18 protein-coding genes are annotated in these 20,689 nt (G+C 71.9%); 7 read left to right on the top strand and 11 right to left on the bottom strand.

The annotated features are described in order from the left end of the window. Nucleotide 1 precedes the first annotated feature (1 nt). Nucleotides 2–1,522 (top strand): SCO6880 family protein, encoded by a 1,521-nt coding sequence (locus ACFV1W_RS30260; protein ID WP_380420443.1) that lies wholly within the window; start codon nt 2–4, stop codon nt 1,520–1,522. Nucleotides 1,523–1,674: 152 nt separating this feature from the next. Next, nucleotides 1,675–3,069: a type VI secretion protein gene (locus ACFV1W_RS30255; protein WP_380420468.1), complete on the top strand. Its 1,395-nt coding sequence runs from the start codon at nt 1,675–1,677 to the stop codon at nt 3,067–3,069. Nucleotides 3,070–3,133: 64 nt separating this feature from the next. On the opposite strand, the gene ACFV1W_RS30250 is transcribed toward ACFV1W_RS30255, so the two are convergent. From ACFV1W_RS30250 to ACFV1W_RS30210, 9 genes are read right to left on the bottom strand one after another with little or no spacing between them, the layout of a single operon-like run. Next, the gene (locus ACFV1W_RS30250; RefSeq protein ID WP_380420442.1) at nt 3,134–3,913 is read right to left on the bottom strand and encodes a hypothetical protein; all 780 of its coding nucleotides are present in this window, start codon (nt 3,911–3,913) and stop codon (nt 3,134–3,136) included. Further along, entirely contained in the window at nt 3,910–4,695 is a 786-nt protein-coding gene (locus ACFV1W_RS30245; RefSeq protein ID WP_380420441.1) for a hypothetical protein, read from the bottom strand. Before ACFV1W_RS30245 ends, ACFV1W_RS30250 begins: the two co-directional genes overlap by 4 nt. Beyond that, a complete protein-coding gene (locus ACFV1W_RS30240) occupies nt 4,692–5,174 on the bottom strand; it encodes a hypothetical protein (RefSeq protein ID WP_380420440.1) in 483 nt (160 codons plus the stop codon). Before ACFV1W_RS30240 ends, ACFV1W_RS30245 begins: the two co-directional genes overlap by 4 nt. Before the next feature lie 33 nt (nt 5,175–5,207). Then, the gene (locus tag ACFV1W_RS30235) at nt 5,208–5,903 is read right to left on the bottom strand and encodes a hypothetical protein (RefSeq protein ID WP_380420439.1); all 696 of its coding nucleotides are present in this window, start codon (nt 5,901–5,903) and stop codon (nt 5,208–5,210) included. Continuing rightward, nucleotides 5,900–6,364 (bottom strand): hypothetical protein, encoded by a 465-nt coding sequence (locus tag ACFV1W_RS30230; RefSeq protein WP_380420438.1) that lies wholly within the window; start codon nt 6,362–6,364, stop codon nt 5,900–5,902. Before ACFV1W_RS30230 ends, ACFV1W_RS30235 begins: the two co-directional genes overlap by 4 nt. A 41-nt stretch (nt 6,365–6,405) precedes the next feature. Beyond that, the gene (locus tag ACFV1W_RS30225) at nt 6,406–6,594 is read right to left on the bottom strand and encodes a hypothetical protein (RefSeq protein WP_380420437.1); all 189 of its coding nucleotides are present in this window, start codon (nt 6,592–6,594) and stop codon (nt 6,406–6,408) included. Beyond that, nucleotides 6,591–6,902: a hypothetical protein gene (locus tag ACFV1W_RS30220; protein ID WP_380420436.1), complete on the bottom strand. Its 312-nt coding sequence runs from the start codon at nt 6,900–6,902 to the stop codon at nt 6,591–6,593. The genes ACFV1W_RS30225 and ACFV1W_RS30220 overlap by 4 nt, the downstream gene beginning before the upstream one ends. Before the next feature lie 58 nt (nt 6,903–6,960). After that, nucleotides 6,961–7,152, bottom strand: coding sequence for a hypothetical protein (locus ACFV1W_RS30215; RefSeq protein ID WP_380420435.1), 192 nt, complete (start codon nt 7,150–7,152; stop codon nt 6,961–6,963). Then, nucleotides 7,149–7,388, bottom strand: a complete 240-nt coding sequence (locus tag ACFV1W_RS30210) for a hypothetical protein (RefSeq protein ID WP_380420434.1) — start codon at nt 7,386–7,388, stop codon at nt 7,149–7,151. Before ACFV1W_RS30210 ends, ACFV1W_RS30215 begins: the two co-directional genes overlap by 4 nt. 254 nt (nt 7,389–7,642) lie before the next feature. On the opposite strand from ACFV1W_RS30210, the gene ACFV1W_RS30205 reads away from it, so the two are divergent. The 5 genes from ACFV1W_RS30205 to ACFV1W_RS30185 all read left to right on the top strand — a co-directional run bounded on the left by ACFV1W_RS30205 (nt 7,643) and on the right by ACFV1W_RS30185 (nt 14,177). Continuing rightward, the gene (locus tag ACFV1W_RS30205) at nt 7,643–8,347 is read left to right on the top strand and encodes a hypothetical protein (protein WP_380420433.1); all 705 of its coding nucleotides are present in this window, start codon (nt 7,643–7,645) and stop codon (nt 8,345–8,347) included. After that, nucleotides 8,344–8,802 carry a hypothetical protein gene (locus tag ACFV1W_RS30200; RefSeq protein ID WP_380420432.1) on the top strand — a complete coding sequence of 153 codons (459 nt, stop codon included), beginning with the start codon at nt 8,344–8,346 and terminating at the stop codon, nt 8,800–8,802. The genes ACFV1W_RS30205 and ACFV1W_RS30200 overlap by 4 nt, the downstream gene beginning before the upstream one ends. Nucleotides 8,803–8,960: 158 nt before the next feature. Continuing rightward, entirely contained in the window at nt 8,961–11,030 is a 2,070-nt protein-coding gene (locus ACFV1W_RS30195; RefSeq protein WP_380420431.1) for a hypothetical protein, read from the top strand. 351 nt (nt 11,031–11,381) lie between these two features. Then, nucleotides 11,382–13,457 carry a type IV secretory system conjugative DNA transfer family protein gene (locus ACFV1W_RS30190; protein WP_380420430.1) on the top strand — a complete coding sequence of 692 codons (2,076 nt, stop codon included), beginning with the start codon at nt 11,382–11,384 and terminating at the stop codon, nt 13,455–13,457. A gap of 30 nt (nt 13,458–13,487) precedes the next feature. Further along, nucleotides 13,488–14,177, top strand: a complete 690-nt coding sequence (locus ACFV1W_RS30185) for a hypothetical protein (RefSeq protein ID WP_380420429.1) — start codon at nt 13,488–13,490, stop codon at nt 14,175–14,177. Nucleotides 14,178–14,241: 64 nt separating this feature from the next. On the opposite strand, the gene ACFV1W_RS30180 is transcribed toward ACFV1W_RS30185, so the two are convergent. Together ACFV1W_RS30180 and mobF are read right to left on the bottom strand one after the other, a co-directional pair. Continuing rightward, nucleotides 14,242–14,790, bottom strand: a complete 549-nt coding sequence (locus ACFV1W_RS30180; RefSeq protein WP_380420428.1) for a hypothetical protein — start codon at nt 14,788–14,790, stop codon at nt 14,242–14,244. 82 nt (nt 14,791–14,872) lie between these two features. Then, entirely contained in the window at nt 14,873–20,074 is a 5,202-nt protein-coding gene (gene mobF, locus ACFV1W_RS30175) for a MobF family relaxase (RefSeq protein ID WP_380420427.1), read from the bottom strand. Nucleotides 20,075–20,689 lie beyond the last annotated feature (615 nt).

The raw sequence follows: 20,689 nt of genomic DNA, 5'->3' as shown, positions 1-20,689 counted from the left end.
CATGTCGGAACCGGCAACGTACAGCGGCTGGCAGTCCGAACGCTCCGGCTGGATGGGAGACCTGTCCGGCTCGGGCTTCGCCCTGATGGTGGCGGCCTGCGTCTTCGCGCTCATCCCCATCTATCAGCACAGCTGGGGGGCCGCGCTCGTCTGCGTGCCCGTCGCCCTGGTCCTCCTCCTCCTGGCCTTCGGGCGGGTGATGGGCCTGTCCGCACAGGAGTGGATCGTTCTAGCAGTTAGGCATCAAATCGCCGTGGCCACCGGTCGTAACCTCTTCCTCTCCGGGCTGTTCGCCCCTGCCACCAAGCGGGGAGAGCAGCCGATGGACCTGCCCGGCCGGCTCGCCCGGGTACGGATTCTCTCCGCCCCGGACGGCCTGGGCGGGCAGGTGGGCATCGCCCACAACCCGGTGGAGGACACCTACACCCTGGTGTGCCGGGTGACCTACCCCGGGCTGGCGCTCGTGGACACCGACAAGCAGAACCAGCGCGTTCAGGCCTGGGGCGCCTTCCTCAAGTACCACTGCAAGGAAGACGGCCCGATCACGCGGATTCAGGTCCACCAGCGCAGCCTCCCGGACGACGGGGAGGCCTTGCGCTCGTGGACCGAGCGGCACACGTCCCCGACCGCGCCACCGGCCGCGGTGGAGGCGCTGACGGAGCTGATGGAGAGCGCGGGGCCGGCGGCCACGATCCGCGAGACGTACCTCTCCGTCACGCTCTCCGCCGGACGGGCCCGGCTCGCTATCCGGGGCGCCGGCGGCGGGCAGGTCGGCGCCGCGGCCGTCCTCGTGCGGGAGTGGAGCGCCATGCAGGGCGCGCTGAGCACGGCGGGCCTGCAGGTGTTGGAGCTGCTGTCCCCGCGCCGGCTGGCGGCCGTCGTCCGCGTCGCCTACGACCCCGAGGAACAGCAGGCACTCGCGGCCCGCGATGCGGCGGCCGAGGCGCCCGGCTGGACGGGCGTGGACGCCGGGGTGGACCCTGCGGTGGCCGGACCGGCGGCGACAGAAACCAGCTGGACGACATACCGCCATGACGGGGCCTGGACCGTGGCGTTTCAGATCCGCGGCCTGCCCCAGTCGGACGTCTTCCCCACCTTCCTGCAGCCCCTTCTTCGGCCGAGGCAGAACGCCCGGCGTTCCCTCTCCCTGCTGTTCGAGCCGATCGGCCCGGCCCGCGCACGCCAGGAACTGTCCCGGGAGAAGACCAAGCGCGAGACGGCCCGCAAGCTGCGGGCCCGCACCGGGCGGGCGGAGTCCGAGGACGAACGGCGGGAGTCGGCTACGGCACACGCCCAAGACGTCGCGCGGGCCTCGGGCCACGGCGTTGTCCGCTTTCAGGGCGTCGTGGCCGTCACCGTGACCCACCTGGATCAGCTGGAGACGGCGGTGGCGGAGCTGAAGGCGGACGCCAGCCAGGCGGGGCTCGTCCTGCGCCGGGCCTGGGGTGCGCAAGACGACGCTTTCGCCTCCGCATGCCTGCCGCTCGGCGTCGGCCTGCCGAACAAGCGGGTGGGCCTGTGAACCTCCTCCGCCGCCGGCGCCCGGACAGTGACCTGGAATCGGTGCCGCTCGCCGAACTGGTCGGCACCCGGGAGTCCCTGCTGCCGGAGCAACGGGCCCTGTCCGCGCGGGAACTGCGGCGGGCCCGGCTCCTGGAAGACCCGGAGACCGCGATGCGGGTTGCCCCGCGCAAGGGCTGGAACCAGCCCCTCGCGGGGCGCTCGGCCTCCCTTGCCAAGGGGGAGGTGTTCAGGGCCGACACCGGGCGGGCGGCTGGCGTCTATCCGTTCCTCCACGCCGGCTCCCTGCCCCCGCTCGGCGTGTACATGGGCTGGAACACGCTGACCATGCAGGCCTTCAGCGCACACCCTGCGCTGTGGGTGAGGGAAGGGCTGTGCACCAATCCCAACGTGATCTTGACCGGTATCCCCGGCAGCGGGAAGTCCGCGCACGTCAAGGCGCTGTGCTTCCGGCTGATGGTCACCGGGCAAAGGACCTTGATCGCGGGCGACGTCAAGGGCGAGTACGCCGGGCTGTGCCGGCACCTCGGGGTGGAGCCGGTGCGGCTCGGCCCCGGGCTCTCCGGGCGGCTGAACCCTCTGGACGCCGGGCCGCTGGGCTCCGACCTGCACCTGATCAAGGACCGGACGGAGCTGCAGGCCCGGCTCACGGAGATTCACCGCCGGCGCCTTACCCTGCTGAAGGCACTGCTGGAGCTGCAGCTGCGGCGAACCCTCCTCCCGCAAGAGGAGGAGTCCCTGGACGTTGCGATCCGGGAGGTGACCGGCCAGCTCGGCGGCGCCGGCGAAACCCGGATGGACACACCCACGCTCCCCCTGGTGTACGAGGTGCTGCGCGACCCGACCGAAGACATGGCGCGTGAACTGCGCGTCCGCGGCGGCGATATCCAGCTGGCCCGCGAACAAATGGCCTCGATCCGCTCGGCGCTCGGCAGCATGGTGCAGGGCCATCTCGGTGGCCTCTTCGACCAGAAGACGTCCATGGGCCTGGACTGGGACGCGCCGATCCAGTCGGTGGACATCAGCGCGCTGGAACAGTACGGGGATGAGGTGGTGGCCATGGTGCTGACCTGTGTCTCTTCGTGGGCGCAAGCGGCCATCGACCGGCCCGGGCGCCCGTGGATCGTGGTCCGGGACGAACTGTGGCGGCAGATGCGATCGGGCGGCGCCGCCATGGTCCGCAAGATCGACGCTGACCTGCGGCTGTCCCGTGCTACCGGCACGATCCAGCTGCTGGCCACCCACCGCCTGTCCGACTTCGAGGGCGTGGGCGCCGCGGGGTCCGAGGCGGTGGCCATCGCGCGGGACCTGATCGCGTCCTGCGAAACCCGCATCCAACTCGCCCAAGACACCCGCCCGCTGAAGATGACCAGGGAGGCCATCGGCCTGACTGACGCCGAGTGCGACCTGATCGGCAGCTGGGGCGCCGGCCAGCGCGGGCGCGCGTTGTGGAAGGTGGGCAGGGGCGGCGGATCGCACGCCGTGCAGCTGATGCTCTCCCACCTGGAGCGCCGGCTGTTCGAGACGGACGAGAAGATGGTGGTGTGAGTCGAGCGCGCGCGAAGGGGCCCGGACACCGTGGTGGTGTCCGAGCCCCTTCGGGTCTGCGGGCTTACCGGTGCCGGCCGCCGGGTTCCAGCGTCTCCAGCACGGCCTCCACGATCGCGGCCTGGGCGTCGGCGGGCCAGTCCACGACGTCCCGGGGCCCGCTCACCACCTGGTCCCGCTCGTCCCACCCGGTGCAGTGGGCACGCACGGCGCCGTCCTCCACGCCACGGGTGGTGATCTGCCACGTCGGCCAGCTGTCCCGCGGGCCCGGCTCGATCGACAGCACGGTGTACTCGTACCCCGTGTAGGTGCGGTACCGGCCCCCCACCTCGCGGGGGCCAATCTTCTCGGCCACCCACTCCTCGTAGGTCGGCTCCGGCCCGCAGATCGCGCACTGCGGGTCGTCGCAGAACTCGGGGTCGTGGCACGGCGCGCACGCCCTGTCGTTGCAGGCCTGGGGGTCGTGGGGCGGCTCGGGGTCCAGCCCCCAGTGCTCCCGGCACCCGCGGCACTGCTCGCCCGGCCCGCCTCCCTCGCCGTGGTGCGGGCACATCCACCAGCCCTCCGGCGGCATGCCGGCTCCGTCCCACTCCTGGTGCTCGTTCTCGTGCATGGGCTCCTCCTGGTCGTCGTCGTCCGGCTGAGCCGAACCGGTCAGCCTAGTGGGGAAGTTGAGCACCCGGGCCTCGATCGGCTCGGCCGGTCGGCAGCTGGCGTAGTGGCCGGCGTGCCACCGGGCGGCGGCCTCGACGTCCACCAGATCGCCCTTCCCGGCCTTGCAGCGGCGGCAGACCGCCATGCCGGCGTCCGCGTACCACGCGAACGGGCGGTCCAGTGCGCTCACTGGGCGCCGCCGAACAGCGCGGCCACCCGCGCCCACAACCGGGACCACCAACCGCCGGCCTCCGTCTGCTCGGCGGCCTGCTCGGCTTCCTGGCGCTCGTGCTCGGCGACGGCGGCGGCGCGCTCGGCTTCCACCCGTTCCCGCTCGGCGTCGGCCTCGGCGGCGCGTCGGCGCTCGGCGGCCAGCTCGCTGACAGCGGCCAGCACGCGCCCGTACTCGTGGCTCATGCTGCCCGGCCAGTCGGCCGGATCGACCGGCAGCAGCTCCACAATCTTGAACCAGCCTCGGGCCTGGACGGTCGCCGGGGCGTCGTCCTCGTGCCCCGCGGCGCGGGCGTCGAAGCACTCCACGAAGGTGCCCGGGGCCAGCCCCACCGCGACGGTGTACCGCTGCCGGTCGCGGTCGATCTCGACCTGCCACCCCTGGCCCCGCCACACGGCGAAATGCTGGTCGTTCTGCCAGCCGCTGTGCTCCCGTAGCCAATAGTCCACGGTGGTGCGGCACCACGCGACGGCGGCGCCCTCGCTGGGGAAGCGCACCCACTGGCTGGCCTGGTCACCGAACCAGGTCTCCCGGAGCACCCCGAACCTGGTCATCCGGGGGAAGGGGCCGCCCTCGGTGTTCACCACCTGGGTGATCTCGCCCCGGTACGGCAGCTCGTACACCACGGTGCCGGCGTTGATGGCGGTGGCCAGCTCGGGGGCCTGGCGGAAGCGGCCGTGGCGGGTGCCCTGCAGGTAGGGCCTGGTCTCCTGCTGGTCGGTGTCGTCCTGGACGGTCACTGGGCGGTCCTCTCGGCTCCGGCACGCCACGCGGCGTACTCCTGACGGACGTACAGGCGGCCGCCGCGGGGCTGGTCCCACTCGATCGAGTGGGGCCCGTACGGTCCGGCCTGACTGTCGTAGATGTGGTCATGGGCCTGCAGCAGGTAGGCGGCCGCGGCGGCGCCGGTCCCGGCCAGCGCGTCCTCCAGCGCCAGCCGGTCCCAGACCGCGGCCCACCGCAGCAGCTGCTCGCGGTGCTCGGCGGCCCCGTACTCGGCACCAGGCTCCGCCTCGGCGGCCTGCGCGACCCACAGCGCGGCCAGCTCGTCCCCGATACCGGGGGCGTCGGCGTACGCGGCCGCCGGGGTGAGGGGCGCCGAGGCCAGCACGGACTCGGCGACGGTGGGCTGATCCTGCGGCCGGCGGCGGTACACCCGCAGCTGCCACAGTGCGGCGACGGCCACCACGGCAACGATCGCGGTCCCCCACGGGCTCATCGGCTGTCCTCCCTTCCTCATGATGACGGCCCGTCAGCCTCGGCCGAGGGCCTTCGGCTCCACCGCGTCCAGCAAGCTGACGCCCTCGGCGCCGCCCTGCTGCTCGATCACGTCCAGCGCGCGCCGAGCGATCCACGCCTGCTCCAACTGGCCGAGGGTGTGCGCAACCTCGACGGCGCCGGTCACCCGCATGGCGGTGGTGGTCACCTCGGTCTGGGAGTGCAGTGCGGCCAGCCGGTACTCGGCCTGGTGGGCGGTCCGGGCCTCCTTCGCCCGGCGCCAGTGCGGGGCGGCCAGCGCATACACCCCGATGGTGGCCAGCAGGTACATCAGCAGTGCCAGCGGCCAGTCCGGGGTGTACGCGGCGACGGCCACCAGCGCGAACGAGGCGGCGGCGCCGTAGCCGGTGGCGGTGATCTCGCTGTGCCCGTGCTGGCCGAGGGCGGAGACGGTGCCGGCGGCCGCGCTCGCGGCGGCCAGCACGATCATCAGGGCGGCGTCGCCCACGTTCTGGGCGGCGCCCTGGGCGTTCCAGATCCGCGCGAGGATCAGCACGGTGGTGGTGGTCAGCCCGGGCAGGATGCGGGCGCTGTGGTGGACCATCAGCCACCGGCCGGCGCTCATGATCTGGGGCAGCTCGGGCTCGGGGGGCGGCAGCGGGAGCGGCCGGCGGGCCTGGGCCAACAGCCAGTCCGGGATGCCGCTGGTGGTGGGCTCGTTGGGGTTCATCGGCTGATCTCCAGTTCGGTCTCGATGCTCGGCGGTTGGATTCCGGGCTGCTCGGCCCGGGTGCGTTCGTCGGTCTCCTGTTGCTGCCGGTTGGCCAGCTGGGTGGCGGCGGCCTGCAGCTCGTCCACGCTGGCCTGCAGGTCCGGCACGGGCGGCGGGGCTGGCCCGGGCACCGGCTGGTCGCCCACCCGGGCCCCCGGCCACACGGGGCCGTTGGGCCCGTGCACGATCACCTCGCCGGGGTTGGCAGTGCCGGCGGGAGGGGGCGCCAGCTCCGCGACCAGCCGGCCGCGGTAGACCACGCCTCCGTCCGGGGTGACCTGGACGGTTCGGGAGCGCTTGGGGTCCTCGCTCGGCTTCACCGCGGTCTCCGGGCCGAGCGGCGTCCGGCAGATCCGCTGCCCGTCGATCGCCAGCCCGTGCCGGTCCACCACCACCTCGTGGCCGTGACGCTCGATCACCAGCCGCGGCTCCTCACCGCGGCCGCGCGGCGGGAGGCTGGTCACCGCTGCCCCTCGTCGGGCAGGGCCAGAATCAGGCAGCGCGGTCCGCGGTCCCGGCGCGGGCCGCGGGGCTTCGGCTCCGGGTCGGCCTCGACGGCGGGCGGCGCGTCGGGCAGCTCCAGCTCCAACTCCAGCTGATCGCCCCGGAAGGGCTCGAATCCGGCGGCCGGTCGGCGACGGCGGCTCACCTGGCCACCTGCCAGTCCGCCAGCAGCGGCCACTCGGCGGCGCCGCGCACGGCCTCCCTGCAGGCCTTCATACGCTTCTCGGCGGCCGCGGCGTCGTCGCCCTGGTAGGAGGTGACCACCAGCTGCATGCGGTAGGTCTCGGGGTACGTCCACACGAGGTAGCGCACGAGGGCCCGGGCCGTCTCGCGGGACGTCTGCCCGATCTCCTCGGTGCTCTGAGCGGCGCTGAACAGCGCGGTGGCGGCCCACCGCTCGATCGCCTCGGCGTCCGGCAGCGCCAGCTCCCGGAAGGCGGTAAGGGTCTTCATGGGTGTCTCCAGCCGTGGGAGTGCCCGGGCCCGACTGCTCGGGCCCGGGCAGGGGTGGTCAGTACCGCTGGCCGACACCGGCGGCGGAGTTCGGCGCCCACGAACCGGCGTTCTCCGAACCGTGGGAGATCGCGCCGGCCAGCTGGCCGGTGCACGCGGTCTGGCGCTCGGTGGCGTTCGCCTGGTGGTTTGCGTAGTCCTGGGCGGCCTGGTTGAGCAGCTGCTGGGCCTCGGGGCTGGGGGCGCTCATCGGGCCATCACCTGGGCCTCGGGGGCGTCCACGGCGGACAGCGAGCAGACCGGGCAGGCGACGCTGACCAGCTGGCCGGCCCGGCGGACGGTCGCCCGGCCGAAGTCGTGGCAGTTCGGGCAGACGGTGCCGGCGGGCCGGATGCGGCCCACGATCAGCACGCCGCGGCCGGCCTCGTGCGGGCGGGGGTTGACCACCCGGAGGTGGCGCTGGGGGGTCCTGAGAGACTGGGACATGACTGGTCCTCCATGCGGGATCGGTCCATGCCGGGGAAGCGGTCGCACGCTGGCCCCGGTGGAGAGGACCGGGGTTGGCGCCCCGGTCCTCTCGCTGTTCCACAACCATAGACCCACAGAGTCTTGAAGTTCAAGACTCTGTGGGTATGATTGTTTCTGAGGTTGGGAGGCTCGGACTCCTGATGATCTCGGCTCCGGGACCTGCAGAGTCCTAAGCTCGGGGGGCCCGTGAGTACGAGAGAAGGGAGTGGGAGATGGCGAAGGAACATCCCCCTTGGGATGGGCCGCCGACCGTGATTGCGGTGTTCGGCGGTAAGGGCGGCATCGGGAAATCCACGCTGGCGTTCCTGATCGCGTGGCTGCTGGGCCTGCTCGGGCGGACGTTGCTGATCGACGCGGACAAGCGGCAGGAAGACGGCTCCTCCGCGGAGCTGTACAACCTGCTGCAGGTCACGCCCTCCTTTGACCTCGCGTTGGAGGAGGACCCGCAGACCCTCGGCAAGCTGAAGAAGCTGCGGGGCTACCGGTGGGTGGTCATCGACAACGCGCCGCACCGGGACGAAAAGCTCAAGGCCACCTGTGCCGGGGACCTGATCGTGGTTCCGCTGACGCTGGACTACCTGGAGGCCCGGGCTGTCATGTCGTCGCTGCGAGCGATCGTGCTTCCGTCCGGCCGGCCGTACCGCGTCGTCCTGAGCAAGGTTGCCTCTCAGCACAAGGCGAAGGCCATGCGGACGCAGGAAAGCCTCGACGTGGTGGGCATCAACTCCTGTCGCACCCACATGCGGAAGCTGGTGGCCCACCAGACCGCCGGCCAGCTCGGCATCCCCATCACGGAGGGGACGGACAAGACCTGGCGGGAACCGGCGAACGATGCCCGGGACCTGGTGGACGAACTGCTGGAGGCTCTGGGCGAAGACGTCCGGGTGCCCCGGCCTGAGAAAGCGGTGGCGCGATGACCAGCGAGAAGTCTAAGAAGCCGGTGGACCTCTCGCAGGTCATCCGCGACAGCGCACCGACAAAGGGGGACAAGACGAACACCACGACGCGCCGGCGCTCTACGACGCTCAGTCAGGCAGCGGCGGCCGCAAGGAAGACGCTCAGCCCTAAATATGTCCAGCTCAGGGGCGATCAGCAGATCGAGTTGGACGTGCTGGCCCGTGAGCTGCAGGCCAGCCGCACGGTGAAGGTGGAGCGCATCACCGCCAACACGGTCATCCGGGTGGCCACGGACTTCGTGCTGGGCCGCCGTGACGTCCTCGTGGGGGACACGGAGGAGGAGCTGCTGGCCTCCCTCGTCTCCTACGTCGGCGGCCTGGAGAAGGACCTGGAAGCCGCACGGTCCAAGCTTCGGGAACTGGAAGAAGCCCAGAGCGCCGGACTGCCGGACAGCGAGGAACCCGGAGACGGGTAGTCCGGAACTCCGGAAGATCAAGACTCCCAGACAGTAAGAGACCTCGGCGGGTGTCCTAAGCGCCGCCGAGGCCAAGACGCAGAGATCGGAGAATCAACGTGCGCCACGACCAGAGTACGGCCAGCGATATGCGCTGGTCAGCAGCGGGATCTAGCCAGATGGACAACCTGCTGAAGTCCGCGCGGCACCACCTGTCCACCCTTCCGGGGTGGGTGACGGCGCCGGCCATCGGCCTGGCTGTCCTCCTCGTCCTCGTGTTCCTCGTGCGTTTCCTGCGGGGCTCCAAGAACGAAGACGGACAGCGAAACGGCCTCCTGTCCTTCTTGGACCAGATGGGCCCGCAGGGCAAGGTGGCCCTGGCCGGCGTGACGGTCTCGGTGTACGGCCTGTGGGGGTTCGCTGCCGACACCGCGCACCTGCCCTGGCCCATCCGAATCGGGTTCATCGTGATGTTCGACATCACGGAGCTGACGATCTTCGGCATGTTGTACAAGAAGGCCGATCCGGACGTGGGGTGGACGCGCAACCTCAAGACCATGCACTACACGGCCTGGGGGCTGGTGTGCTTCAGCAGCTGGGCCAACATCGTCCACGCTCCGAACGCGGCGGCGGCCCCCTTCATGGCGGCCATGCCGGTGGCGGCGGCCTGGGTGGTGGAGCTGGAGCTGCGGGAGCGCATGGGCGGCAAGGACGCCGTGGTGGAGTCCTCCACCGGCCCGCTCCGGATGGTCCGGGCGCTGTGGGAGAAGCGGTGGGCCGACTGGTACGCGGACCTGGGGGTGGACCCCAACGGCTCCAGCCAGGACCTGGTGAAGGCCAGCGCGGCGAAGAAGGCGGCCACGGAGCTGTTCAAGCTGCGGGTGATGCTGGAGGCAACGGCGAAGTGGGCGAAGGACAACCGCGAGCAGACCCGCGCTCAACGACGGACGGCGGAGAAGGCGCTGGTGGAGCTGGAGGCACAGCGCGCGGCCACGCAGAAGGCAGTGGACCGGGCGGACTTCGGCAGGGACTCCCGGCAGGCGCTGGCCGTCATGCGGGGTCTGGCGGGCTGGACCCGCACCGATGACCTGGCCATGGTGGACACCTCCGAAGCAACCGAGGTGCGGGAGCTGATCGAGTCGGTGGCCATCATGCCGGCCGCCCACAAGATCGAATCCGGGGAGCACGCGGCCGCGGCCGAGGCTGCTCGGCAGGACGCCGAGCGCGCTCGGCAGGAAGCCGAGACTGCTCGGCAGGATGCGAAGAAGGCCAAGGCGGCGGCGGCCGAGGCAGAGAAGAAGGCCGAGCAGAAGGCGGCGGAGCTGCGGGAGCTGGGGGTGGCCACCAACCGCGCTCGGCAGGAAGCGGCCGACGCTCGGAAGGATGCGGACCGTGCTCGGCAGGATGCCGAGGCCGAAATGACCGAGTTGTCCGGCGAGTTGGACACGCTGCGTCAGCAGGTTGCCGAGGCGGCCGACCTGGTGGCCGAGGCGAAGGCCAAGCGGGAGGCGCTGGAGTCCGCCGGCCTCGACGCGGCGGGCCAGAAGGAGGAGCTGGACGGACAGATCAAGGCGGCTTCCGAGCACCTGGCAAAGCTGGAGGGCTCGGTGCGGTCGCTGACCGAGCAGCGGGAGGAAGCTCTGTCCAAGGCGACGGCGGCGTACGACAAGGCCGAGCAGCTGGAGGCGGAGCTGAAGACGCTGCAGGAGCGGGCCGAGGCCGAGCGGGAGGCGGTGGAACTGCAGGCAGCGGCCGCGGCCGAGGCCAGCCAGAAGACGGCGGCGGCCGAGCAGAAGGCGGGGGCCGCGGCCGCCCAGGCAACGGCCCTGGAGCTGGCGGTGCGGGAGGCGGAGCTGGTCCTGGACGATCTGCGCGGCGCGGTGCGCGAGGAACTGCCGGAGGAACTGCTGGCCGGTCAGCTCCCCGCTGACGGGGTGTTCTTCCGGGGCTCCGAGGCCAAGCAGGCGGCATGGGAGGAGTACCTGCAGGCGGTCACCAGCAACGAGCCGACCCTGGACTACAAGGCGCTGGCGAAGCGGTATTCGATCTCGGAGAGTAACGCCCGGAACTGGCGCCTCGACTTCCGCCGGGTCCGGCAGCTGATGATCGCCAAGGCGGCGCCGAGCGCTGCCGAGCACGACGGCGCCGGGGCCGAGCAGGACGCCGAGACGGCCGAGCACGGCCCGTACGGGCCCCACGGCGCCGCGTCCATGGCCTCGTACCTCGGAGTCCAGCGCACCGGTTCCTGACCCACCTGCAGACGGGGCCCGCCCCCCGGCCGAGCACACGCCGAGCGCGTGCCGAGCGGCCGAGGGCCGGGCCCTTCGCATTGCCGAGCACGGCCCCTGAGCTGCCGAGCAGACGCCGAGCAGTCTTGGACTCTTGCCGAGCAGAACATCCAAACAGCCGAGCACACGCACCCTTGAATCCTTGAAGTTCAAGACTTCAAGCGATACGATCGGATCGCGTGGAAAGTCCCTGCCTGGTGTCACGGGTGGGGCGTACCGTGACCAGTCCGGCCACTGGTACTCATGCGCCCCGGGCGGCGCTTGGTCCCGACGCCCGGGGCTCCGAGACGTCATGAGGAGAGTGCACCCCAGATGTTGTCCCGCAAGGAGAACCCTACCGACGCCACCGACACCACCGGCCCGGCGGAGAACGCCGGCACCCCCGGCGACCCCACCACCTGCTGCATCACCAAGCGCGCTGGCCTGGTGGCCCTCGGGATGGGCCCGCTGGTCCTCGGCACCGCGGTGCCCGCCGCGGCCGCCGAGCAGCCCCCCGCCGGACCGGCCGGCCCCAGCTTCAACGTGCTCGGCGGCCTCGGCGGCTTTGTGGACGCGCTGCCCGGGCACTGGGCGACGGCGGGCGTTCTCGCTGCTGGCGGCCTCGCCGCCGGGTACCTGAAGCTGAAGAAGACCCCGGCGGGCGCCGGCGCGCGCGTGCTGCGCGGCCCCAAGGGGGAGGGGTTCGCGAACAAGATGGAGCTGGCCAGCCTCTTCGGGGAGCGTCAGCTGCTGGCCCGTATCCCGGAGCTGCGGCCTTCCCTGCACAACGCCACCGGGCGGAAGCCGAGCGGTCTCGACGCCGGGCTGCGGCTGGGCACGGACGCGCTGTGGAAGCGTCAGCTGTGGATCAGCTGCGAAGACTCCGTGCTCATCTTCGCGCCGCCCCGCTCCGGTAAGTCCGCGTGGTTGATCGGCGCGGTGATCGACGCCGCGGGCGCCGCGGTCGTCACCTCCACCCGCGCGGACCTCTACCAGCTCACCCACCGGCTGCGGCGGGCCAACGGCCGGCCGGTGTGGGTGTTCAACGCGGACGTGGACGGCGTGGCCAACACGATCCGCTGGAACCCGGTGAAGGGCTGCGAAGACCCCAACGTGGCCATGCGGCGGGCCGGCTACATGCTGGCGGCCCACGCCAAGGGCGAATCCATGGCCAATCAGTCCTTCTGGGACAGCCACTCCATGCGGCTGCTGCGGGCGCTGATGATGGCGGCCGCGCTGAAGGGCGGCACGCTGATGGACGTGGCGGCCTGGTGCTCCGACCCGAACAACCCGGAACCGCTGAGGGTCATGGAGGCCAACGCCCACCGGGTACCCGAACTCTGGTACCGGGACCTGCGGCAGGAGATGGAAGCCCCCGACAAGACGGCGGCCGGCGTGTACATGAGCCTGTCGCCCACCCTGGAGTTCCTGTCCCTGCCCGGCACCGCGCAGATCGTCCTCCCCGCCCCCGGGGAGCGGGAGTTCTCGGCCGAGGAACTGCTGCAGCGGCAGGGCACCCTCTACCTGATGGGCGAAGACCGGGAGCACGGCAGCATCGCCCCGCTGTACTCCTGCCTCGTCGCAGAGATCTACGAGACGGCCAAGGCCATGGCCAAGCGCGCCGGCGGCCGCCTCGACCCGTACGGGCGCTTCATCTTGGACGAGGCCGCGGTGATCTGCCCGCTTCCGCTGCACCGCTGGTCGGCGGACGCCGGCGGGTGGAACATTCACCTCGTCATGTCGGTGCAGGGCCGTGCCCAGCTGGAGGACCGGTGGGGGCGGACCGGCGCGGACATTCTGTGGCAGAACATGAACAAGTTCGCGCTGGGTGGCTCCTCGGTGCCCGCTGACCTGGAAACCCTGTCCTCGCTGATCGGCGACAAGGACGAGACCGTGGTGACGGTCTCCAAGGACCGGGACGGCAAGCCGACCGAATCCCACTCCCTGCGGCGGGTGCGGATCATGTCGCCCTCGGAGATTCGCAAGATGAAGGTGGGCACGGGCTTGTACTTCCACCGCGCGGGCTCCCCGGTGCTGGTGAACTACACGCCGGGCTGGAAGCGCAAGGACGTCAAGCTGGCGCTGAAGGAGGAGAAGGCCGAGCAGAAGGCGGCGGAGAAGGCTGCCAAGGTGGCGGCCCGGCCGGGCATCGACCTGACCAAGCAGCAGCCCGTGGCGGCCCCTGCAGCGGCCTCCGAGGCGTTCCCGTGGGCGGCCGCCCCGCCGCCCTCTGCGGCGCCCCTGACGGCCGTTCAGCAGCCCGTGGCGGCCAACCCCTACAACGCGCCCCCCATGCCGAACGAGCCGCCCGTGGTGCCCGCGCAGCAGCCCGCGGCGGCCCCGGCGTCGGCGCCCGCCGAGGCCGAGGCCTCGCTGCCGCGGGCCTCGGGCGACAATCTGTCCTGGTAAACCGGCCTGTAGCGAAGGGAGACAGCAGGGATGACCGATGACTCCACGTCCAGCCCGCACCGCCTCACCCCCAGTCCGGCGACGCTGGTGAAGGCGGCCGAGGACCGGCTGACGAACATGCTCGGGGTGCTAACCGGCCGCGTGAAGGAGGTGCGGGAGAAGACCGACGCGACGGCCGCCCGCCTGGCCACGATCGAGGGCATGGACCTGCCCGGCAAGGTCGTGGAGATGTCCAACATCTTGCAGGGCCTGGCGCACCGGGACGGCAAGGAAACCCGGGTGTGGCACTGGGAGGGGATGGCGCCGGCCGAGACGTACGCCGCGCTGACACACCTGGTGAACTGGCGCGAGACGATCCTGCGGAAGTCCTGGCCGGCCACCTACCGCCGGTGCGTTCTGCCCTGCTGGCTGGAGCACGAGGACGTGGTGCAGCTGACCGGCAGCATGTGCCTGATGTGGCACTGGGCGCACACCGAGGCCGATTCCTCCCCGCTGCGGCAAGCGGAGTGGATGACGCGCTGGATGCCCGGGCTGGCCCGGGAGATCGAGGAACTGGTGACCCCCTGCAGGTCGGCCAAGTCCCACCAGCCCACCCCCGGGCCGCACGGGACGATCAACCTGGAGGCCGAGCAGGAACGGATCAACGCGCGCGTGCTGGCCCTGCAGGATGCCGTGGACGCCAAGACGGCGGCGCTCGCGGCCGCCGCGGCGGCCCCCTGACGCACCACGCAGGAGGGCCCCGGGAACCGATCGGTTCCCGGGGCCCTCCTGCGTGTTCTGCCTGCTACTGGGCGGAGATCGGCCGATCCCGCTCCTGGATGAACGACCACTCCAGCGCTCGGAGCACGCCGGCCGCGTACCACTCCGGCAGCTCCGGCCACGCCCGGCCGAACACCCGGTCTTCGGCGTGGATGCGCTCGCGCCCGATGGACCTGGTGGCCGGCAGCGGGCCGTCGTCCACCTCGGAGCTGATCGGCGCCGGCTCCCGCTCGCCGAGCAGCCACCGAACGGCGTTGAGAATCCCGCTCAGGGCCTGCCCGCGGTGCCGGGGGTCCAGCCACATCATCCGCCACGTCTCCTCGGTGGCGGCCAGCTCCTGCTCGGCGTCCGCGCGCAGTGCCTCCAGCTCGGCCCGGGTCCGCACCACCACCTCCGGCACCCCGGTGGGCACCGGCCTCGGCGCCGCGGCCGGCCTGGGCGGCACGCTCGCCCCGCCCGGCACGGTGTACGGCGCCACCGGGGGCGGGACGGGGACGGACACCCTGGACACAGAGTCCAGCCGCGGCACCTGGTGCTCTCCGCGGCCGTGGTTCGGCCAGCCGTTACTCGACATGGTTCGACCGTAGCCCGCTGAGCGCGCACGCAAACAGACCACGCCGGATCTGATCAGCCGTTGATCTCATGTTCCACCCGTCCTACTGCTGGATCTGGATCTGCGGGGCGGCCGCCGGCGCCGAGGGCGCCGGCACGGAAGCCTCGACCTGCGGGGCCTGGCGGCTGGCCTGCAGTGCCTCTATGGCGGCGCGGGCCTCGGCTACGGCGCGGTCCTGGATCGTCTGGCGCTCGTCCAGGATGCCGCGGGCGGCGCGGGCGTGGGCCAGCGCGCTGTCCAGCCCGGGCCCGGCCAGCGTCGTCTCGACCGCGGCGGGCTCGGCGACGGCGGCCCGAACCGCCTGGAACTGCTCGGCGTGCACCGGGGCCACCGGCTCGGCGGGCGCCTCGACCGCCGGCGCCGCCTCGACCACGGGGGCGGGCGCCTGCTCGGGCAGGACCGGCAGTTGCTCGGCCTCGGCCTGGGCCAGCACCATCTCCTCGATGTGCCGGCGCATCGCCTCGGACTGCTGCGGCACCTGCACCGCCTCCGGGGCGGGCTGCGGCTCGGCGACGGCCACGGGCTCGGGCAGGGCGGGCTCGTGCAGCTCGGGGGGCAGCGGCAGGAACTCCGCCGGCCAGTCCTCGATCTCGGCGCCCTCCGGCTCGGGCTCGCTCATGTCCCACTCGGCGTCCGGGATCGCGTGCTCGAACTCCTCCGGGGCGGGCTCGGCCATGTCCCACTCGGGGTCCACCTCGACGTCCGCGCGGCGGAGTTCCAGCTGCTCGGCGGCTGCCTGGGCGCGGGCCCGGGCCTCCTCGGTGTGCGCGTGCCACGCCTCGCGGACACCGTGGATCTCCTCCAGCTTGATGGCGCGCTCGGCGGCGTCGGCGGCCCGCTCGGCGGCCTCCTGCGAACGGCGCTGCAGCTCCTGCAGCTCGGCCTCGTCGCTCGTCTCCAGCATCTGGATCTCGCGCTGGGCCTGCTCGCGCGCCAGCTCCTGGGCCAGCACGTGGGCGGCCTTCAGCTCCGGGGCGACGTGGACCGGGGCCCACGCCTCCTCCCGCTGGTACGCCTCGACCAGCTCTCGCAGCTGGGCGTCCGTGGCCCCCACCAGCTCCATGCGCTCCTCGGGCTCCCCGAGGGCCATGAACGCCCGGTCCCAGTCGGCTCGGTAGTCCACCGCCCCGCGCGCCGGGCGCGGGCCGATCGCGGCCACCTCAGAGTCCCAGTCGTGCGCCTCCCTGTACGCGGCCACGGTGCCGGCCCGCTCGATCCACTGCTGGCGGCGCTCGGCCTGCTCTTCGCCCGGCACCGGGCCGAGGGACTGGGCCCACTGGGGCAGCTCCTCGGCCTCGGCCAGCTCACGGCCGAGCAGCAGACGCCGCTCGTCCATCAACTCGGCGGCCGCCCGCGCCACGTCGCCCTTCTCGCCCGGCAGTTCCGCGACGCGGGTCTGCCACCGGGCGCGTTCCTCGGCCTCGGCCCGGCGCTGGTCGGCCAGCTCCGAACGGCGCTGTTCCTCCTGGCCGGCGTGCAGCACGGCCACGGCAAGGTTCGTCTCCTGCAGCTGCTGCAGCCATGCGGCCTCGACGGCATCGTGCACCGCGGTGTCCACGGTGACCTCCACCCACCCGTGGGTGGCGTCCCAGACCTGGGCCGCGGCCGGCTCCTGCCCGTAGGCGGGCGCCTGCACCGCCTCGTCCAGCCCACGGGGGGCCGGAGGGGCAATCACCCAATCGTCGTGCTCGGCCTCGGGGGTTTGCTGGGCCCACCGGCCGGCCTCGTAGTCCCACCGGACGACCGGCGCCCCGAGGGCCTGCGCGTCCGGGTCGGCGTCGTCCCGCTGGACCCACGTGCCGGCGGCGGCGTCGTAGGTCATGACCAGCTCGGGGCGCTCGGCGACGACCGGCGCGAGACTGGCGGCGCCGACCACCGCGGGGACGGCCTGCTCCTGGGCCTCGACGTGCTCGCGCACGTCCCGCTCGTCCGCCCGGACCTTGGCCCGGTCGGCGGCCTCCAGCTGCTTCTCCAACCGGTCGTGCAGCACGCGGGCGGTGTGCCGGGCGTCGGACAGATCGCCCACCAGCGCCTTGCGCAGCAGCTCCTCCGGGTCGTGCCCGGCGGCCTCGACGGCGCGGGCCAGCCGGACAAGCGGGCCGAACGCGGCGTCGTCGCGCACGTCCCGGTAGACCGCGGCTCCAAGGGTGTCGTGGATGATCCGCCCGTACCGCTCCTGTGCGTGCTGGTCCTGCAGGTCGTCCAGGATGAACGACCAGCGCACCAGCGACACGGAGTCTTCGAGGTTCTGCCGGATCACGCCGAGGGCGGCCTGCTCGCTGCTGGTGGTCTCCAGCGCCTGGGCGAGAACTGCCAGCTTCTCGGTGGACACCGGATCGCCGTCCAGCTCGCTGACCTGCTGTTCCTCAACGACGTAAGCCCAGTTGCCGTGCTTGCCTCGGGTCAGGGCAACGTAGATCGACTCCCGGGTGTCCCCGCCCTCGACCAGCACGCGGCAGCGGTCCACGGTGCGGCCCTGGGCGGCGTGCACGGTGCCGGCGTAGGCCAGATCCACGTGCTGCTGCACGTAGGACGGGGGCAGCGTCATCAGCTCTCCGTCGTCGTAGGCCACGGTCAGCTCGCCCGTTTCGACGTCGCGCGCCACCACGGTGACCACGTCGCGGTTGACGGCGAACCGGTCCCCGCTGTGGCTGCGAACCTCGCGGTTGACCTCGCGGAGCTGGATCTGGTCGCCACAGCCGATGGTGATCCCGCGAAGGGCCAGCTGCACGCCCTCGGCCTCGACTCGGCCGAGGCGTACGAGGTCGGCGCGCGCCATGGCGGCCAGCTGGTCCGCCTGGGCCTGGGAGGCGGCAATCAGGATGGAGTCCTGGCCGGCCAGCGTGTCCGCAAGCCAGTCCTGGTACGCGGCCTGCACCATCGCGTCCCGGCCGCCGCCGAACAGCCGGCCGCGGTCCTCGTAGGCGGCCAGCACGTCCACGTCGCCCTCGCGCAGCTGCAGGGAGGCCTCGCGCTCCCACTCCGCGCTGAACCGCAGTACCTCGTCCAGCTGGTAGACCTGGACGCCGGAGTGCTGGGCCAGCTCAGCGAGCATCCCGCCGGCGCCCACCGCTGTCAGCTGGGCGTGGTCGCCAGCGTAAAGGATCTTCGCCCCGGCCTCGCGCGCCAGCTGCCGCACCTGGTCCAACATGTGCGTCTCGGACATGCCGACTTCATCGACAATGACCAGCTGGCCCGGCCGCAACCGGAACTTCTCCAGCTCAGGGGTGCTGCGGCCCTCGGCAAGCGCCTTGTTGGCGTTGACGAACATCTGCAGGTTGCCCACCTGCTCGACGCCTTCGCCGGCCAGCACCCGGGCGGCCCGCTCGGACGTGGTGAGACCGAGCACGGAGCGGCCGGTGGCCGTCCACGCATCGTGGATCGCCCCGGACACGTAGCTCTTGCCCGCGCCGGCGGGGCCGATCAGCACATCGGCCTGGCGGCCGCCGCCGAGGATGCCGCGAACCGCGGCCTCCTGGCCCTGGGTGAAGGTACGGCCAGCCAGCGCACGCTCGATCTGCTCGGGCGTCAGCGCCGGCCCGCCGGGCAGCGTGGCATCGGCCAGCAGCCGCTCCTCGCGCTCGATGTGGCCCTTCGTGGCGTACTGCTCGGCGCCGGGCACCTGGTAGATCGGCGTCCCGTCGGCCATCTGCAGACTGCGCGGCATCGGGATCAGCTCCGGCGCGGCCAGCGACACCAGCCCGGCCTCGCTGGGGTTGGTCAGAGCCACGTCCGTCAGCTCGGTGACCAGCGCGGTTACCTGGTCGGAGTCCAGACCGCCGAGGCAATCCGGCAGATGCTTGATGATCTGGACCTGCAGGTGGGCCCGGGTCCACGCCGAGCGCTCGGACTGCACGGCCTCGATCGCCTCCCGCACCACCTGGGCGGGGTCGAACGGCTCGGGCTCGGTGCCGCGCTCGGCGGCGGCCTGGGCGACGGCTTCCGGCACGCCGGCCAGCGACTCCCGGACCTCGGCGACGGCGGCGGCCTCCCACCGGGCCAGCAACTCCTCCCGGGTCGTCCCGTCGTGGCTCTTCTGCTTGCGCTCCTTCAGCACCACGAACTGGCTCATCTTCGCCAGCGTGTGCGCGCTCGGCCGGACGCCGTGCTTGGCCTCGTACGCCTCCGCCAGCTCCTTGACGCCAGCCTCGACGGTGCGGCGCCGGGACGAGTACTGGTCGCGCAGTTCCTGGGAGATGCCGACGACTTCCCGGGCCACTCCGTCCGGCCGCATCTCAAATCGAACACCGAGGCGTCGAACCAGCGCTTCCTCGGCCACCTTCTCGAAGATGTGGCCGGCGGCCTTGGCCTCCCGCAGCACCAGCTTGCCGTCCAGCGCACCCCACTTGGTGATCGTCTCGCCGGTCACCGGGTCCACGCTCTGGTACGCCACGCGGTTCCAAACCGCCGTGTGGATGTGCAGCTGCGGGTCCTCGTCGCGGGACAAGTGCTGGGCGAAACTCGCGGCGGTCCACTCGTGCGCATCGACCCGCCGGCCGGTCGTCGTGCTGTTCTTCTGGCCCTTCTTCGCGCCGGCGAATCGACCCTCCCGGGAGTACCCGGCGTGCTCCTGCATGTGGGCCAGACCGGCGGCCGCGCCCTCCTTCAGCGCCTCCCAAACCTGCTCCGCCTGGGCCTCGTACGCGGCGGCCTGCTCGGCGTTCCCGGCGGCCCGCGCGTTGGCCGCGGCAACCTGCAGACCCGCGTGGAGAAGTGACCACGACTTGGGGGCGGAGAACGTCACGTCCACGTAGGTCTTGGTGCTCTGCGCGTTGCGCCGAACCCCCATCTCCGCGGCCCGCATCTGCTCCGGCGTGGCCCCCTCGGGCAGGGCGGCCAGTGCCTCCTTGACCTTCGTCTCCGTTGACTTGGAGTAGTCACGGGGAGCGCTGCCCAACCGAAGCTCTGACCGAACCTCAGCACGGATAGCGGCCTTGGCAGCTCGGTACTCGTCCGTCCCGCGCTGCAGATCCGGGTGAGCCTTCCGGTAGGCGGCCCACCGCTCGGCGGTCACGCTCTGCAACTCCTCGAACCGCCGAGGGTCCGTGAAGTGTGTGTACATCTCCTTGAACAGCTCGGGGTCAACCTCACCCGACAGTCCCAGCATCTCGGCGCCGGCGCCGACCCAAACCCCGGGCGGCTCGCCGTCCTGCTCGATCGCCTGCATGTAGTAGTTCTCACGCGAACCACCGACCGACCCCAGCAAGTAGTCCGGGCTGCTCCCGAAGCTCACAGTGGCGGTCATGCGATCACGGTACGGGACCATCGGATCGTGATGCAAGGGTGTGTTGGCCTATGAGAGACGATCACAGCTAAACGGACGCAAGCCAGATGAGACGGGGAGTAAGGCACGGCAGGGCAGGACCGGGAAGAAGACCAGACACAGCACGCGGCAGCACGAGACGGACGGGCCGCTGGCAGCAACTCGACCAACCGTCAGCAACCGGCATGGACACAACAGCAGACGGACGCTCACGGCACCCTCGACCACGACCAGCACACACCCACCTGCAGCACCCCGAACGGCGCCCTCGACCACCCGCCACGCCGGGCCACTGTTACAACACGTGAGGGACCACCGGTCGGCCGGACGAACTGAAGCCCAGCATGGACACGGTGAGAACACGTCACCATGCCCACGGCGCGACAGCGCCGGCGCCGACCCCCGCCAGCCCCCGCCCCGCCCCGCTCGGCGGGTCACCCGCTTCACCCACCGCAACCACCTCCCACCCCCCGGGGGGGGGGCCCGGGGCGCCGCCCCCCCCCCCCCACACCGCGGCGGGGACAGCGTATGGTTATAAAAAAACCACCGACCCCACCGCAAAAAACAAAGAGGCCCAGGGGAGAGGGTGATACTGGG

This window comes from Kitasatospora sp. NPDC059648 (genome assembly GCF_042734825.1).
Taxonomy (GTDB): domain Bacteria; phylum Actinomycetota; class Actinomycetes; order Streptomycetales; family Streptomycetaceae; genus Kitasatospora.
The sequence above is the reverse complement of the archived record's forward strand: the minus strand, read 5'-3'. Positions and strand labels throughout refer to the sequence as shown.